The sequence below is a fragment of the Paenibacillus sp. FSL H7-0940 genome (assembly GCF_037979415.1).
Classification (GTDB): Bacteria; Bacillota; Bacilli; order Paenibacillales; family Paenibacillaceae; genus Paenibacillus; species Paenibacillus amylolyticus.
The window spans coordinates 1,581,111-1,597,012 of record NZ_CP150280.1 but is presented as its reverse complement, the minus strand read 5'-3'; the positions used below and the strand labels follow the sequence as shown (position 1 = coordinate 1,597,012).

13 protein-coding genes and 2 pseudogenes are annotated in these 15,902 nt (G+C 40.9%); 8 read left to right on the top strand and 7 right to left on the bottom strand.

What is annotated here, in order from left to right; translation table 11 throughout:
- Window positions 1–301 precede the first annotated feature (301 nt).
- Both MHB71_RS07100 and MHB71_RS07095 read left to right on the top strand, forming a co-directional pair.
- A pseudogene (locus MHB71_RS07100) lies at window positions 302–1,486 on the top strand (tyrosine-type recombinase/integrase).
- A gap of 1,313 nt (window positions 1,487–2,799) precedes the next feature.
- Entirely contained in the window at window positions 2,800–3,012 is a 213-nt protein-coding gene (locus MHB71_RS07095) for a hypothetical protein (RefSeq protein ID WP_340029165.1), read from the top strand.
- A gap of 447 nt (window positions 3,013–3,459) precedes the next feature.
- Here MHB71_RS07095 and MHB71_RS07090 read toward each other — a convergent pair whose 3' ends face one another.
- Window positions 3,460–4,509 carry a fibronectin type III domain-containing protein gene (locus tag MHB71_RS07090; protein WP_340029164.1) on the bottom strand — a complete coding sequence of 350 codons (1,050 nt, stop codon included), beginning with the start codon at window positions 4,507–4,509 and terminating at the stop codon, window positions 3,460–3,462.
- A gap of 212 nt (window positions 4,510–4,721) precedes the next feature.
- On the opposite strand from MHB71_RS07090, the pseudogene MHB71_RS07085 reads away from it, so the two are divergent.
- From MHB71_RS07085 to MHB71_RS07060, 6 genes and pseudogenes are all read left to right on the top strand, one after another.
- Window positions 4,722–5,393, top strand: a pseudogene (locus MHB71_RS07085) (SOS response-associated peptidase).
- A 151-nt stretch (window positions 5,394–5,544) separates the two neighbouring features.
- Window positions 5,545–6,324: a bacterial surface protein gene (locus MHB71_RS07080; RefSeq protein ID WP_340029163.1), complete on the top strand. Its 780-nt coding sequence runs from the start codon at window positions 5,545–5,547 to the stop codon at window positions 6,322–6,324.
- Window positions 6,325–6,690: 366 nt separating this feature from the next.
- Complete coding sequence (locus tag MHB71_RS07075; protein WP_340029162.1) at window positions 6,691–6,951, top strand: hypothetical protein; 261 nt, start codon at window positions 6,691–6,693, stop codon at window positions 6,949–6,951.
- 334 nt (window positions 6,952–7,285) lie between these two features.
- Window positions 7,286–7,750: a hypothetical protein gene (locus MHB71_RS07070; RefSeq protein WP_047843417.1), complete on the top strand. Its 465-nt coding sequence runs from the start codon at window positions 7,286–7,288 to the stop codon at window positions 7,748–7,750.
- A gap of 885 nt (window positions 7,751–8,635) precedes the next feature.
- A complete protein-coding gene (locus MHB71_RS07065) occupies window positions 8,636–8,791 on the top strand; it encodes a hypothetical protein (RefSeq protein ID WP_340029161.1) in 156 nt (51 codons plus the stop codon).
- A 125-nt stretch (window positions 8,792–8,916) separates the two neighbouring features.
- Entirely contained in the window at window positions 8,917–9,273 is a 357-nt protein-coding gene (locus MHB71_RS07060; protein ID WP_340029160.1) for a tyrosine-type recombinase/integrase, read from the top strand.
- A gap of 17 nt (window positions 9,274–9,290) precedes the next feature.
- Here the strand turns inward: MHB71_RS07060 and glnA are convergent, their stop codons facing one another.
- The 6 genes from glnA to MHB71_RS07030 all read right to left on the bottom strand — a co-directional run bounded on the left by glnA (window position 9,291) and on the right by MHB71_RS07030 (window position 15,638).
- Entirely contained in the window at window positions 9,291–10,619 is a 1,329-nt protein-coding gene (gene glnA / locus MHB71_RS07055; RefSeq protein ID WP_036613569.1) for a type I glutamate--ammonia ligase, read from the bottom strand.
- A 129-nt stretch (window positions 10,620–10,748) separates the two neighbouring features.
- Window positions 10,749–11,162, bottom strand: coding sequence for a MerR family transcriptional regulator (locus MHB71_RS07050; protein WP_017687924.1), 414 nt, complete (start codon window positions 11,160–11,162; stop codon window positions 10,749–10,751).
- A gap of 82 nt (window positions 11,163–11,244) precedes the next feature.
- Window positions 11,245–12,498: a methionine gamma-lyase family protein gene (locus MHB71_RS07045; protein ID WP_340029159.1), complete on the bottom strand. Its 1,254-nt coding sequence runs from the start codon at window positions 12,496–12,498 to the stop codon at window positions 11,245–11,247.
- Between the two features lie 83 nt (window positions 12,499–12,581).
- The gene (gene hflX, locus MHB71_RS07040; protein ID WP_036613565.1) at window positions 12,582–13,868 is read right to left on the bottom strand and encodes a GTPase HflX; all 1,287 of its coding nucleotides are present in this window, start codon (window positions 13,866–13,868) and stop codon (window positions 12,582–12,584) included.
- A gap of 124 nt (window positions 13,869–13,992) precedes the next feature.
- On the bottom strand, window positions 13,993–14,964 hold the full coding sequence (locus MHB71_RS07035) for an AAA family ATPase (protein WP_047843421.1): 972 nt from the start codon (window positions 14,962–14,964) through the stop codon (window positions 13,993–13,995).
- Window positions 14,965–15,074: 110 nt separating this feature from the next.
- Window positions 15,075–15,638 carry a DUF402 domain-containing protein gene (locus tag MHB71_RS07030; RefSeq protein WP_036672757.1) on the bottom strand — a complete coding sequence of 188 codons (564 nt, stop codon included), beginning with the start codon at window positions 15,636–15,638 and terminating at the stop codon, window positions 15,075–15,077.
- Between the last annotated feature and the right edge of the window lie 264 nt (window positions 15,639–15,902).

Below are 15,902 nucleotides of genomic sequence, written 5' to 3'. Positions count from 1 at the left end.
TCCTGTGAAATAGGGTAGAATTGTTTTAGTTACTTTTCCGCAAGAAACCTCTGCACTAATCCAAACATAGTTATTGGAGCCAAATATGACTCCTGCACAAACGAGCCTTAGTTACTGAAGGCTCGTTTTTTGATGATTTTTTTAAAATATCTTTTCCGACTCTAATTCGAAGCTCTTTCTCCTTTTTCATCTTAACCCAGAACATTTCACTACTCTGCTCAAAATTGATTAACTTACGCTTACACCGCTGTGAGGCGTTTTTACATACAAAAAAACTAACGTTCTAGTAGAAGGAATGAGATTGGCAAGTTTCAAGAAATTGAAAAGTGGCTGGAGGTATCGGTTAAAGTACACCGATCCGTTCACTCAACAACAAAAAGAGAAATCCGAGGCTGGTTTTCGAACTAAACCAGAGGCTGAACTTGCTGCTGCTGAATTTTTAAGGCAGCTCAAACAAGGGTTTGAACAGACAGACATTCCTTTGGTCGATTACATTCGAAATTGGATAAATAACTACAAAAAAGGAGTTGTAAGAAAGAATACGATCAAACTACATGAAAACAACCTTAACACCCATTTCAAACCTTATTTTAAGCGTCTGATGCTCAGAGATTTAAAACCAGATATGTATCAGGTCTTTTTAGACTCTCTATTTAAAAAGGGACTCAGTAAACGTACAGTCGAGATCATCAACTCTACTGTATACTCAGCCATGGAGCATGCATTGATTCAAGGGAAAATATTACGCAATCCATGTAAGGGGTCTATTATTAAAGGAGAGCACAAAAAGAAGACGATCCAATTCATTGATTCAGAAGACATCCCCAAATTTCTTCATACGGCTCGAGGGTATGGGTACATTTATTGGATTTTCTTCAAAGTGCTTATTGAAACGGGGTTACGAAAAGGCGAAGCTGCCGCTCTAAAGTGGTCGGATATCAATTTCAAAGAAAAAATGATCCGTGTTGATGAAACACTCGATTTTCAAGCTGAAGACGAGGACGAACTTTTCGGAGATACAAAAACCGGAAATTCTACCCGCACCATTAGTGTAAGTAACGGCATCATAAATGATTTGAGGTACCATGCTTCATGGCAGAATCAAAATAAGATCAATTTAGTGGAGTAGATGTACAGACACGATTTAAATCTGGTCTTGTGCAGGAATGATGGTAGTCCGATGCCTAAATCCAGTCTCTTTAATGCTTCAAAGAGGATTTTGAGAAAGGCTGGTTTGAGTGAGGAATTAACAATTCATTCCTTGAGACATACCTATGCTGTGATGATGCTTGAAGCTGGGGCTTATATAAAATTTGTACAAGAGCAGCTTGGGCATGGCAGTGTGCAAATTACATCAGATGTGTATGCTCATATTTCTAAAAAGCTAGAAAAGCGGAACATTGATAAGTATGAAGAGTACACTTCCCGTATTTTTGGATCAGAAAATCAAAAACCGGGGGACGTTTGGGGGACGCAACCTCAATAGAAGTGCAATCTTCCCAAAACGTCCCCCGGTTCATTCCTTCAAAACCCCGTAGTTACAAGGTTTTTTCGATTAGTACAACGTAATATATTGATCGCGTTCCCATTGGTGGACTTGTGTGCGGTTTATGTTCCATGCTTTCAAAGTGGATCACCCACCATAATAAATCGGCTTAAAACAAGTATTATCAGTGATCAGCTTATCAGAACTAATCATAATTATTCAGACTTTTGTGGGCATTTTGTGGGCGCCCTTTGTTTCTTATTATAATGAAGAAACTCGTTTCAGATACTCACTTTGATTGCATTACTACTCTGACATTCAATGCAATAAATCTAGTCTATATAACGCTGGTTAAATCGAAAATCTCCTAATTAAATAATATGCTTATACAGATATTATAAAGTATAAGCTCTCAATTCCAAAGCGATACAATCTCATTAATTAATAGAGACAATTTCGGCTAAAGAAACCCAGCGGAACTCATCCTCTAACATCAACTTTATTTCACACCGTGCAGAGTTTAATCCCACAACTACTCCTGAGAGCGGCTCTTCAAGGAAAGGGTTAAATAATATCAAATCAACCGTACTACTTCTATTATAAGAGTCAACAAATACTTCACTGATCCGTTGCATTTCCTGATCGTCCAGTTCCGTCTTACCGCGTCTCTTCTGTTCTTAACACTGAGCCAACCATGCCTCTCTGTGTTCAGGCATAACCATCCTGGATGTCTGTCTCATACAACCCGTTATCCTTCAGTCTGCTACGCATGACAAGCCCCCTTAATATTGAGTCCAATAGTCAATGTTCCCAGATGGTGGTGTTTGGTCTACCTTAGGACGTTCTCCCTCACGTTCCCATCCTTCCAGTATCAATATGTTAGCAGTGTCAGACCTATCTTCCCAATGTATGTATTCCGCAGCCATGACATCTGGTTTATGCTTACCCGTTTTGACTGTAAGTTCGTGGATAGTAGGAAACCTACGCCGTCCACCTTTGTAGTTATATAAGATCCGAAGGACCTTCCTTTGATAATCCGTTAACATGTAAATCACCTCTCCATTATTATATGAGAACATACGTTCTTTTATCAATAAAAAGATATTGCCATTTATTTTTATAGTCTAGTCCAGAATTTTATAGTAAAATCGAACTGAAAAAGTAAAAATATGGAGGGGTATTATGGGAGCAAAGAACCAAGTTATTGCTGGTGATTACAAAGGAAAGTATTTAACACTGATGTTCGGATCAGTCAGCTTATCAACCGGATTCTTTTCTTCAATTAAGATAAAACTACTGTTGAAGAATACGAAGTGATGGATGCAACACGAAGTAAAAGTGCTGTGAGTGCTGTTGGAAGAGGTTTTGTTGGAAGTTTAATTCTAGGACCTGTTGGTCTACTTGCTGGGCTTTCAGCAAAAGAAAAAAGCACTCACACAATTGCCTTACAATTTAATGACGGGAAGAAAAGTTTAATTGAAGTTGACGACAATATATATAAAGCCATCATGAAGAAGCTCTTCTAAAGATACAAGAGATCTACATAAAATCGGAAACGAGGTGTTTATCCTAGTTAAGATTGAACACTCCAAAGAGATGGAAGATTATTAAATAACTTAGCTAGTGAAATTGAAATCCTTTATAACATACCAGACCTCAAGGGTTCTGTAGCTCAGATTAAATGGGCACGAGATATCAGGATCAAATTTTTAAATCAAGTCCACGACAAAGATGAAAACTTAGAGACTTTGTTGCCACTCCAAAAAAAGACTTCTGCATCGTGGTGGATTAATAACAAAGATTTAACTTTAGAACAGTTAATTAAAAAATCAGCATTACCTTACGTCAACTATCCCAGCTGGCTAGACAGGCAACAGGACAAATACGCCTGTGTTTCACTATATATCATATGATAAGAAATAACGCAAAAAGGCTCCGCAATTCAACCGCGGTAGCCTTAGTTAACAACTTTTTTAGTATTCGCTTACTTCAAACGTCAAGACACGATCAAATAGGATGTAATCCTTGCGACTTTTGAATGGTCCCTTGTTATTATCGTGCTTGTTAATTGCATAAGATGCCTTTCCACTTCCCGATTGTTTTAATTCGTACCAGTCGATGAAGCCATTAACTTCTTTCATACTCAGATCGAACTCTTTTTCCAAGCCAGTTGTCATTGTTACAACTAAGATCGCGCGATTACCCGCTGGTTCTTGTGGTTCAACTACCTGCGCTTGAGGAGTTGCTGAAGCTTCATTGGAATATTCGGACTCAACTCCATTTACAATAGAATTCACTACAAAATAGTATTTCGTCCCATTAATGAGCCCTGGTACGATAAAATTCCCATATACATCTTTTTTAGCTGTAACAGTTTCAGTGTATTTTCCTGGGTCAGTGCCATATCTAATAGTGTATTTATCTGCACCTTCAACTTGCTCCCATGATAGAGCAACCTGACTGTCACCTGGAACAGCTTTCAGGTACAAAGGTTCATTCTCTCCTACTAATCTTCCGTTATCATCAATATCAATGGCATCAAGCGAAAATGTATTACTTGTACTCATCGTCGTTAACTTCACTTCATGAACACCAAGGGGTAAATTTAGAGATTCAAAAACCAGAGCTTGATATAAATTTACTGAATTATTTGGATTGTATGTAGAAATCTTCCCATCTATTTCAATAGTTACGTTGTTCACTCTGTTGTTCCAGTAGACATCAATAATTCGCAACTTAGTTCCATAAAATTTAAACTTAATTGCGTTTGATGTTGCGCCAGATAATTTATTGAAATGACCTGATCCCGCGTAAGTATTTACATCATCGGTCACATGACTCCATCCAATACCTTCATATTTAATGAACGGGTCCATATCATCATACCTTTTCCATCCTTCGTCTGGAGATGTTAAACTTTCACCAATTGATGCTGCATTCACATTAGGGTTTAAAACTATACCAGTTATAAAAAATAAAACTGCAAACAAAAAACTTATCTTTTTCAAAAACGTTACCTTCATGAATATTCCCCCTGAAATAGTTATCTGAACAGATTAAAAGATACAACGCGCTTCTATATCATGTCTAAACATAAACTTGCTGATTTATAAAAATCATCTAATTTATTGCATTTTTATTTTATATTGGATGCGCATCTCCACAAATTACCCGTTTCTATTCTTAAAGATTTGAGTAAAATTACATAGTATAGAGTCTCAAAGGAGGCATTATCATGTGTGGTAGATTCACAATTACTGACCCCATAGACGCTATCTTGGAGCGGTACTATGCATCCATTGCTGAAGGATTTGAGTACAAGCCTAATTACAACGCTGCACCAATGCAGTACATTCCGACAATCATCGGGAGCAAAGACGGTAATCGCTTGGGTTAGTTGCCCTGAGGACTAGTACCCGTTTGGGCCAAGGATGACAAGATCGGGAACAAGATGATTAATGCCCGGGCCGAGACGCTGGCTGAGAAGCCTTCCTTTAAACGCCTGATCAGTTCAAAGCGTTGTATCATTCCGACAAATGGATTTTACGAGTGGAAGAAAGAAGAATCGGCAAAGCGTCCAATGCGCATTTTGATGAAGGATGACCGCTTGTTCTCGCTTACTGGCCTGTACGATACCTGGACAGATCCGGATAGAAGCAAATTGAGTACGTGCACCATTATTACAACGGAACCAAATAGTCTTATGGAGGATATCCATAATCGTATGCCGGTCATCTTGCGATCTGAGGATGAGGCTGAGTGGCTCGGAAGAGATAATGATGATGTTCAGTCACTACTTGGTCTGCTTAAGGCATATCAAGCTTTAGAAATGCGAGCGTACGAGGTGCCGAAGGAAGTCGGCAATGTGCGGAATAACAGTGAAGGACTGCTAAAAGAGATAGGATAGAAAGTTATCAGCTTTATCGACTTAGAGAGGTCGTTAAAGCTTTTTTTATTATATCTAACACTTACTTGAATATATAGACATAATTGTTTAGACATGGTTCTCTCGAAAAAGTATTATCATTTATACAAATACATTCTGAAGGAGAATAAACATGAAGAAAAAAATAGTTTTACCGATCTTATTATCATTCTTTTTAGTTTTAAGTTTTGGGACAAGTGTTTTCGCTGCTAATCTTGGACAGTCTTTAAAGTCTCCAGAAACTGGATGGAACAGATTCGACGATGACAACAGTAAGTTTATCTATACTGGTGAATGGGAAACTAGCAATAGCGGCAGTGTCGCATGGTATGGTGGCGGAGTAAAATATATTACAAAATCAAGTGACAACGATTCAGTTAGATTTAATTTTCAAGGCACAAAGTTAAGAGTCATTGCACAGACTCATATAAGCAGAACAGATAAGGTTCAAGTGAAAATTGATAATGAAATCATCGATACATATAGTATCAATAACTCAGCTTCTACAGACCAATCTTTAATTTTTGAAAAAGTGGGTCTAGCAGACTCAGTGCATAATGTAGAATTAATAAACTTAAATCCACAAGCTGATTTCATTTTTGATGCCATCGACATTGATGGAGAACTTCTAGATCCCACCACATCTAATCCTAATCCAGAACCTCAACCAGCGGGAGACCGCGCTGTATTAACAGTATCAATGATAGGTGGTTTAGAAAAAGAATACGACCTTCCAATGAGTGATGTAAATGCATTCCTCAACTGGTACGATGCTCGTGATGTAGGAACTGGCCCAGCTAAATTTGCCATCAACAAATACAGCAACAACAAAGGTCCATTCAGCAAGCGTACAGATTACGTGATATTTGATAAAATTTTGACGTTTGAAGTGAGCGAGTATACAAGCAACTAAAACGAAAGAGCAGTGAGGTTATCCCTCCTGCTCTATTGTTGTAGCCTAAGCCATATTCAATGATGTATCCTTGATCATCTAAATCATGCCAGACGAATACCCGGACCTTAATTAAGGCTGCCGTGAGGTAATCCATATCTGTTCGTAGTACCCGATATCTATTCATTCTTCCACATCCATACATTTTTATAGAAAAATATACCTAGGTCTGAGAGACTGTTTTCTTTTGTTAATTATTACTAAATCAGGAGGAAGAAGATTGAAATTAAAGAAGGTCCAGCTCAAAATGTATTTCAGTATATGACTACAGATTACATACGCATCACTGGTTCAGTAAACAAAGTAGACGGATCGTTACGGGATGTAATGATGATTGAACAAGGAAATGGTACTCTGTCCTCTGGAGCAGATATTATTATAAGTATTGGATTGGTTATATTAGCAACCAACGCTGACATACCTACATCAGCCGTAGGCGATATTATGAAAGATTTGGGAGTCATCGATGAAGGTGTAGATTGGACAACAATTGATGAATCCACAGAGGTTAATGGCGTTCGTTATACTCTTACCGGTTCTGATGTTCTTGGAATCATGTTTAGCTCTAGTGACGCAAATGATAAGTAATCTATAAAGGAGACTATTATGAAAAGATTACTAGCTCTACTCCGTGCCATATCAATGTACTGAATATATTTGAATAAACAAAGGTGGCAGGTTATCCCTGTCGCCTTTTCTTTTGTTATTAATAGAGTTCTTAATTACTGAAAATTTCCAATATAGTATTCACAGAACTAATATTTTACATGTTAAGCATTTACAATATTAAATTATATATGGTATATTTAACCATGGTTGGCCAACCGTCATATGTGAGAGGCTATTCGACATCTAAGTTCAAATAATCACACAAACCAGAATCTCTATTTTATTGGTTCTAGTATATTTAGGAGGTTTGAATATGAAAAGATTAAGAAAATTCTCTATTTCTGTTATGGCAACTGCTTGTTTATTAGCATTCGGTTCCGGCTCTGCATTCGCTAAAACTGGTTGGGCTGATTCCTTTGAGACAGCAGAAGTGATGTACTCAAGTGTTAACCAGTCTTCCGGATTTAGCGCAACACAGTATTTAGATAGCATGAGTGATAACGATTATTATGTTGTAGACAACACAAATGGATCTTCTGTTGTCACATTTAGTGTTATTGCTACCCCACCACCTAATTTCGATATTATTATGGGTATTATTAAAAAGGATGCTAGCGGTGCGATACTGTCCATTCAAATGGATAACTGGAATGGACCAGGATACGCTGAGGCAGTTGGTATGAGCGCTAAACCTGGTGAGAAGGTTTACTTCAGAATTATGGATAATGGTATCAACAACTACAACCAACCTTATACAATTCAATTCACTAAAAACTGATAATTAGTTTTATCAAAAAGCTCCCCCGCTTAATCTGCAGGGGAGCCATTTTATTTATAGTACTTTGACGACAGGATGAGTACAATGGGAAGTTTAACCTACGCGTTCCAAAGAGTCTCCACGAATCTGGAGTTCTCTCATTAAGCGACGTACCTTTTTGTGATTCACCTCGAGGCCTTTCTTTTACTGACGCGGTTCGCATACGTTTGTAGCCGAAATAAGGACGAAGCCGATGAATGCCTAAAATATGTGCTTTTAGATCCGCATCCCGATCCGCTCGTTTCTCTCGGAGGATGATATTCTTCTTCCATTTGTAGTAACCCGTACGAGAAATTTCAGCAGTTTTACACAACCAAACCACAGATGCCCACTTACTTATTTCTCGAACGGACTGGCACAGGGCTTCGAAATCCAGCTTCCCTCTCCGTGCAAATTTGGATTGAGCTTTTTTAGATATTCTACCTGCGCTTTCAGATAAGCATTTTCTTCTTCTGCACTGCTAAAATGCTTCTTCGTCCAACGTCCTCGATAATCCTCAAAACTCTCTCCATTTTGGCTTTTCCGTACCCAAGTAATAATCTGGCCATCACTCTAAATACCAAACTTCTCCATGATCCGACTGTATGTCTAACCCTCTTCCAATCGCAGACGAACAACTTCTTTCTTCGTTTCTTCACTATATTGATTAAAAGTTTGGCTCGCTGGCATAACAAAAATCCCCTCCTGTTTTCAGTGTTGAGTTCATTTTAACATGATCTCTTTTTTCACTGTCTACCTTGAGGGGATAATACCATTGATTCGGAGGACATTGCTATTTTTCTACATGCAGCTAGAGGATATGGATATATCTATTGAATTTTCTTTAAGCTTCTTCTTGAAACAGGCATGAGAAAAGGTGAAGCAGCAGCTTTAAAATGGTCTGATATTAACTTCAAAGAAAAAAAGATACACATTGATGAAACGCTTGATTTTCAGGCAGAAAATGATGATGAGCTATTTGGAGATACCAAACCTTCAGATCCACGCACACAATTACTGTAAGCGCTAGCTTACTCAATGATTTGAGATATCACGCCACTTAGCAAAACCAAAATAAAATTAACCTGGGAGAATCCATGTAAAGGCATGATCTAAATTTAGTGTTGTGTCGAAACGACGGAAACCACATGCCAAAGTCTACCCTCTTCAATGCTTTCCAGAGGATTATAAAGCGTGCAGAGTTAAATGAAGATCTTGAAATCCATTCTCTTCCACACACCTATGCTGTACCCATGCTTGAAGCCGGTGCAGACATAAAATTTGTTCAAGAACAGCTTGGTCATGGAAGTGTGCAGATCACCTCTGATATATATGCTCACATCTCCAAAAAGTTAGAGCAACGCAATATTGATCAGTATGAACAGTATACCGCCAACATTGTTGGTTCAAAAAAGTCAAAATGGGGGACGTTTGGGGGACGCAACCTCAATAGAAGTGCAATTCCCTCAAAACGTCCCCCGGTTCATTCCTTCAAAACCCCGTAGTTACAAGGTTTTTTCGATTAGTACAACGTGATATATTGATCGCGTTCCCATTGGTGGACTTGTGTTCTATACATATCCCACTCAATTTCTTTCAGCTCATAGAAGTGAGCCAAGGCGTGGTCGCCGAGAGCATCACAGATGACTTCGCTGCGGATCAATTCATTCAATGCTTCTTTCAGGTCAGCTGGCAAGCTTGGAATGCCTTCTTCCACACGCTCTTCTTCTGACATGATGTAGATGTTACGGTCAATTGGAGTTGGTAAGGAAAGCTCACGTTTGATTCCGTCCAGACCTGCTTTCAACAGAACAGACAAAGCCAGGTAAGGGTTAGCAGCCGGATCCGGGTTACGAACCTCAACACGTGTACTCAGACCACGGGAAGCTGGAATACGAATCATTGGGCTACGGTTACTAGCAGACCATGCTACATAACAAGGTGCTTCATAACCTGGTACAAGACGTTTGTATGAGTTCACAGTTGGGTTAGTAATTGCTGCAAACGCACGTGCGTGCTTCAGAGTTCCAGCCATGAAGTGACGAGCAGTTTTGCTCAGACCCAACTCGTCCGACTCATCAACAAATGCGTTCTCATTGCCTTTAAACAAGGATTGGTTACAGTGCATACCGGATCCGTTCATACCAAACAGCGGTTTCGGCATGAATGTAGCATGTAAACCATGCTGACGTGCAATCGTTTTAACAACGAGTTTGAACGTTTGGATCTGGTCAGCAGCTTTCAGAGCATCAGCATATTTAAAGTCGATCTCATGCTGACCTGGAGCTACCTCATGGTGGGAAGCTTCGATCTCAAAGCCCATTTCTTCAAGTGTGATAACGATGTCACGACGACAGTTTTCACCAAGATCGGTAGGCGCAAGGTCGAAATAACCACCTTGGTCATTCAGTTCGTTAGTTGGGTTTCCTTTTTCGTCGGTTTTGAACAAGAAGAACTCGGGTTCAGGACCAACGTTAAAGGAAGTGAATCCCATATCTTGGGCTTCCTTCAGGTTTCGTTTCAAGATGCCACGTGGATCTCCTGGGAACGGATTACCATCCGGAAGATATACGTCGCAAATCAGGCGTGCAACACGGTTCTCTGCAACCCATGGGAAAATAAGCCAAGAATCTAGATCTGGATAGAGGTACATGTCGGACTCTTCAATACGTACATAACCTTCAATGGAAGATCCATCGAACATCATTTTGTTATCCAGAGCCTTAGTCAACTGACTCACAGGAATCTCAACGTTTTTGATAGCTCCAAGCAAATCAGTAAATTGCAATCGAATGAATCGTACGTTTTCTTCTTTCGAAATGCGGAGAATGTCTTCTTTTGTATAACTCACTATAACCTCTCCCTTTCTTATCTGCGTATTTGGCTTGCCTGTTATATTTGTACATTAGAAAGTTCCACGGGTCAAGGAGTCTCACACCAAAAGTGCATGTTTTCCCCTCACTCGCCAAGTTATGCGAATTTAATTTTTATTAAAGAATCGGGAAAGCTCTCCCTGAATGAGAGATACTTGTCCTGGTCTCTTACCTGATACAAGCTGCTGCTTCAGCAAGCGGTGCAACTGCGTATCGGACAGCTCTCTGCGTTTAACTTCAGTATCTGGCGTGATAACTGTAGCTTCCTCGGATTCTTTTGAAACAGGATTCATCACTTGTTTGATGCCCGCGATGTTAACTCCTTTTTCAATCAAAGCCTTGATCTCTAGCAATCTCTCTACGTCATTAAAAGAGAATAACCGTTGATTACCTGACGTTCTCGCAGGAACGATCAAGCTGTGCTGCTCATAGTAACGAATCTGACGTGCAGACAGATCCGTAAGTTTCATTACAATACCAATTGGGAATAAGGCCATATTTCTGCGGATTTCATCACCCATGTTCATCAACCTTCCAGTCATCTATTCTTCACCCTATTGTACATTTAGTTATTACCAAGTGTCAATGACGTGTTAGATAAACTCACAATAATTTACGATCTTTCATAGTCTGTAACGCCATCAAAACGCCATATTTGACATGAGAGTACGTTAATCCGCCTTGCATATACCCGATATACGGCTCCCGAATAGGCGCGTCGGCTGATAATTCCAGACTTCCACCCTGAATGAACGTACCTGCCGCCATAATGACAGGGTGCTCATAACCAGGCATATCCCACGGTTCAGGAACCACATGGCTATCCACAGCTGCTGCACGCTGAATCCCCTGCACGAAGGCGATCAGATGCTCGGCAGAGCTAAACTTAACAGCCTGGATCAGATCTGTGCGAGCTTCATTCCAGGCGGGTTTGGTTACAAATCCGGATTCAGCAAACATCGCAGCAGCAAACGTACTTCCTTTGATAGCTTGTCCTACAATTGTCGGTGCCATGTAAAGTCCTTGGTAGATGCCACGTGTTGTCCCCAGCATTGCTCCAACCTCTCCCCCAATTCCAGGGGCTGTTAGACGATAAGCTGCCAGCTGTACGTATTGTTCCTTCCCACATATGTATCCACCGGTTTCCGCAATGCCTCCACCAGGATTCTTGATCAGTGATCCGGCCATCAGATCAACTCCGACTTCTGTCGGTTCACGTTCCTCCGTGAATTCACCGTAACAATTGTCTACGAATACGATGACATCTTCCTTAAGCTCTTTAACACGCGTAACCATGTCAGCAATCTCAGCAACACAGAAGGATGAGCGCCAGTCATAACCACGTGAACGTTGAATCCCAATGACTTTTGTAGCCGGTGTAATGCTTTTTTCAACTGCTGCCCAGTCCACTCCACCTTCATCAGTTAAGGCCGTCTCACGGTAACCGATGCCAAAATCGCGTAATGAACCTGTACCATCACCGGGTTCGCCAATAACTTTATGCAATGTGTCGTAAGGCTTACCCGTGATGTACAATAATTCGTCACCTGGACGCAAAACTCCAAAGAGAGCTGTACTAATCGTATGAGTACCTGAAGCAAAATGAGGACGCACCAACGCGGCTTCCGCGCCGAAAACATCAGCATATACTTCATCAAGCACTTCACGGCCACGATCGTTATAGGCATAACCTGTTGAACCTGCAAAGTGAAAATCACTTACTTTTCGCTGTTGGAAAGCATTAATCACCTTCCATTGATTGTGATCTGTGATCCGATCAATCTGTTGCAGTTGTCCTTCAATCTGACGCTCCACTTGACGTTGAAGTTCAGATATTTCTGAATCAAAGCTTACCATCTTACTTCATTCCCCTTCATAGCACGAATCTGACGTCGAATATCCATTATCGTGTAACTTATCACATCAATATGTCATGAATATTACAATTCAATGAATTCTTCAAGCATATAACCAAATTTCTCATATTCACCTTTTTGCAATTCAACTTCATAAATCACATCATTCTCTTCAAAGCTGGTATCCACTACATCACCAATTTTATAGAGTACCGACGTAAGATCACCACGTTCTGCCGGAATACGGAAGCGCTTCGTATCACCTGTCAGCTCTGTCTGAATGAATTCACGGATTTTAAGCAGATCCTCCGCGTCTAATGCGCTTACTTTAATATGGTCTTTATCCAATGGAAGCATCTCAAGCTGCTCTGGTGTGCACGCATCTTTTTTGTTATACAGGACTAACTGCGGCTTGTCCCCTGAACCAAGTTCTTGCAAAATTGTATTAACCGTCCGCATCTGATCTTCACGCATAGCTGATGAGGCGTCCACAACATGCAGGATCAGGTCTGCTTCATTCACTTCCTCCAGTGTTGCACGGAATGCTGCAATCAGATCATGCGGTAGATTTTGAATAAATCCAACCGTGTCGGTAAGGACGATTTCTTTTCCACTCGGAAGTTCCATCGTACGTGATGTGGGATCCAATGTAGCGAATAGCTGATCTTGAATATACACATCTGCAGCCGTCAACTGCTTGAGCAAGGTTGATTTGCCAGCATTGGTATAACCAACAAGGGCTACCTGAACAATACCTGTTTTTTTACGGCGTTCACGATGCAATTTACGATGACGAGTCAATTCTTCCAGATGACGCTTCAGATCATCGATACGACCACGAATGTGACGGCGGTCTGTCTCCAGTTTGCTTTCACCTGGGCCTCTTGTCCCGATTCCTCCCCCGAGTCTGGACAGGTTCTTACCATGACCCGACAACCGGGGCAGCAAATAGCTATGTTGAGCCAATTCCACTTGAATGATACCTTCTCTAGTATTGGCCCGTTGTGCAAAGATGTCCAAAATCAATTGGGTACGGTCAATAATTTTGAGATCGAGGGTTTCTTCCAGATTACGAACCTGTGCACCTGACAATTCCTGATCAAAAATAGCCGTAGTTGCTCCGAGCTCCTCCGCGATTGCACGGAGTTCTTCCACCTTACCTTTACCAATGAACCATTTGGTATCACGTTTTTCCCTGTTCTGAGAAAGTACACTTAGCACTTCCACTCCAGCTGTCTCGGCAAGTTTCACCAATTCCTCTAAAGAGTACTCAGGATTGATACCTGTGCGTTTTACATCATCCGTAACAAGACTCACCAAGACGGCGCGATCTTTTTTGACCATATCTGTATCATGCGTGCCATTTGTCATATATATGTTCACTCCCTCTAATTACTAAATTAATCCGTTGATATACATTGCCACGAATATGCCATGGCATACCTTAAGCCGAACCGGTTGGCCCGGCCGGCTGGTGTAAAAACTATATTATCGCTTACTTTCGCTCAAAGTTCAAATCCTCTGTACGGATTGTCATCAGCTCCAGTTTTCCTGGACTGCCTTCCGAGTATTGTTCCAACAAACGAACCGCCTGATGCCTGATCGAACGCTCAATGGCATTACGAACGTATCTGGCGTTACTGAACGCATGCAGCGAATCATTTTTTTCCTGAAGCAAATGTTGTTTTAGCTTGAGTATGGTCTGTGGCATTAGAATATAGTCACGCTCTTTGGCCATAATCTCAGAGATTTGAATCAACTGATCAATGCTATAGTCTGGAAACTCCACTTGAATGGGAAAGCGGGAAGGTAATCCGGGATTGGTCTGAAGAAAAAAATCAATCTCATCTGAATAACCAGCCAATATGAGAATGAACTGATTTTTGTTATCTTCCATTGATTTTACAAGCGTATCGATTGCTTCCTTGCCAAAATCCTTCTCTCCCCCGCGGGCCAAACTGTAAGCTTCATCAATGAACAATATTCCACCGAGTGCCTTCTTGACCAGATCTCTTGTTTTCTGCGCCGTGTGACCGATATATTCTCCAACCAGATCCGCACGCTCTACTTCAATAAGATGACCTTTACTCAACACACCCATCTTCTGAAAGAGTTTGGCAACGATCCTCGCCACGGTGGTCTTACCGGTTCCGGGATTGCCTTTGAAGATCATATGATACACGTGCGCACCACTAAGTAAGCCTGCTTCGGTACGCATCTGAGCAATCTGTAGGAAAGCATAGATCTCAAACACCAAGTCTTTGATATTTTCAAGTCCAACCAGTTGCTCCAATTCACCCTGTATCTCCTGGAAGTGCGCATGTTTGGTTATACTCTTGGCTGCCTGTAATGCCGCTGCTTCATCTTTGACCAACATCTGAGGTTCCTGGTTACGCAACACAATATTAATTTGTCTGGATGGTCTGCCTCCTGGTTGCTCTCCTGCAGCCATGACCCGTCCGTTCATTCGCCATCACCTCTATTTTATCGGGCTGAACTCTCCTGATTATTAATGTATTCTATCAGGTGCTCCAATATTAGAAGGATCATGAAGAATTCTACGGATAATTAGATGTCTCAAATCTGAATGTTTTTTCGAAACTCTCCGTTCTCAAATAAACTCGGCCTATGCTTCAGTGATAACTGAAAGTATGGGAATACATGTGCATCAATGGCATGCAGCAATTCCTTAGCCGTCTTGTTAGCCAAGTCATAATCACCCGTTGTAATATGTTTCCGTGACAGTGCATCTTCAAGCTCATCTTCATCCAGCAAAAAAACTTCTCCATCTTTCAGTACAACGACATCCAGATACAGGTCATCAAACCAAGGAACACCCTGATCGGTTATCCCCTGACTACGACATGTATCAATGTACCACTCTACAATCCGTTCCTGATCGTCAAACATCGCCGTAACTACAAAGTGCTCTCCCTTCGGATAGTATTGCAGCCAGGAATAACCTTTATCTGCGATACAGAAGGTACTGCCTCCATATGTTTTCCACAGAGGTTCTTTCAAATCCTGTATGGTGTACAACGTAATATAACCTGTGAAAATTTTGGATTGAACGAACCGGCATGTGAATTGTCGGTTCGTAATCCGGCGCCAGTTCGCGCGATCCCCGAATTTCCGTTTCATACGAACCCCTCTTTGCCGACTACAGGTCCGTGACCTGCTCTGATGTTATTGGTGAACAATGTAATAACGTCCGCCTGATGGATTCCAGCGCTCTGGGCCCACCCTTGCACAACGTATTACGAATAGTTACAGCTTACCATATTTAAGGTTTACACTCAAAATCAAGCTTTGTCCCACCTATTCATCAAATCAGCTTCCATTACAGTTGGTTCTGTATAACACAAAAAACTGCTTCACCGGTTTCCCAGGAAGCAGTTTTTCAAT

Coding starts and splice junctions, on each gene's coding strand:
- MHB71_RS07075 (WP_340029162.1), top strand. CDS start 6,691: ATGATGATTGAACAAGGAAATGGTACTCTGTCCTCTGGAGCAGATATT.
- MHB71_RS07060 (WP_340029160.1), top strand. CDS start 8,917: ATGCCAAAGTCTACCCTCTTCAATGCTTTCCAGAGGATTATAAAGCGT.
- MHB71_RS07070 (WP_047843417.1), top strand. CDS start 7,286: ATGAAAAGATTAAGAAAATTCTCTATTTCTGTTATGGCAACTGCTTGT.
- MHB71_RS07050 (WP_017687924.1), bottom strand. CDS start 11,162: ATGGGTGATGAAATCCGCAGAAATATGGCCTTATTCCCAATTGGTATT.
- MHB71_RS07080 (WP_340029163.1), top strand. CDS start 5,545: ATGAAGAAAAAAATAGTTTTACCGATCTTATTATCATTCTTTTTAGTT.
- MHB71_RS07030 (WP_036672757.1), bottom strand. CDS start 15,638: ATGAAACGGAAATTCGGGGATCGCGCGAACTGGCGCCGGATTACGAAC.
- MHB71_RS07035 (WP_047843421.1), bottom strand. CDS start 14,964: ATGAACGGACGGGTCATGGCTGCAGGAGAGCAACCAGGAGGCAGACCA.
- MHB71_RS07065 (WP_340029161.1), top strand. CDS start 8,636: ATGAGAAAAGGTGAAGCAGCAGCTTTAAAATGGTCTGATATTAACTTC.
- hflX (WP_036613565.1), bottom strand. CDS start 13,868: ATGACAAATGGCACGCATGATACAGATATGGTCAAAAAAGATCGCGCC.
- MHB71_RS07045 (WP_340029159.1), bottom strand. CDS start 12,498: ATGGTAAGCTTTGATTCAGAAATATCTGAACTTCAACGTCAAGTGGAG.
- MHB71_RS07090 (WP_340029164.1), bottom strand. CDS start 4,509: ATGAAGGTAACGTTTTTGAAAAAGATAAGTTTTTTGTTTGCAGTTTTA.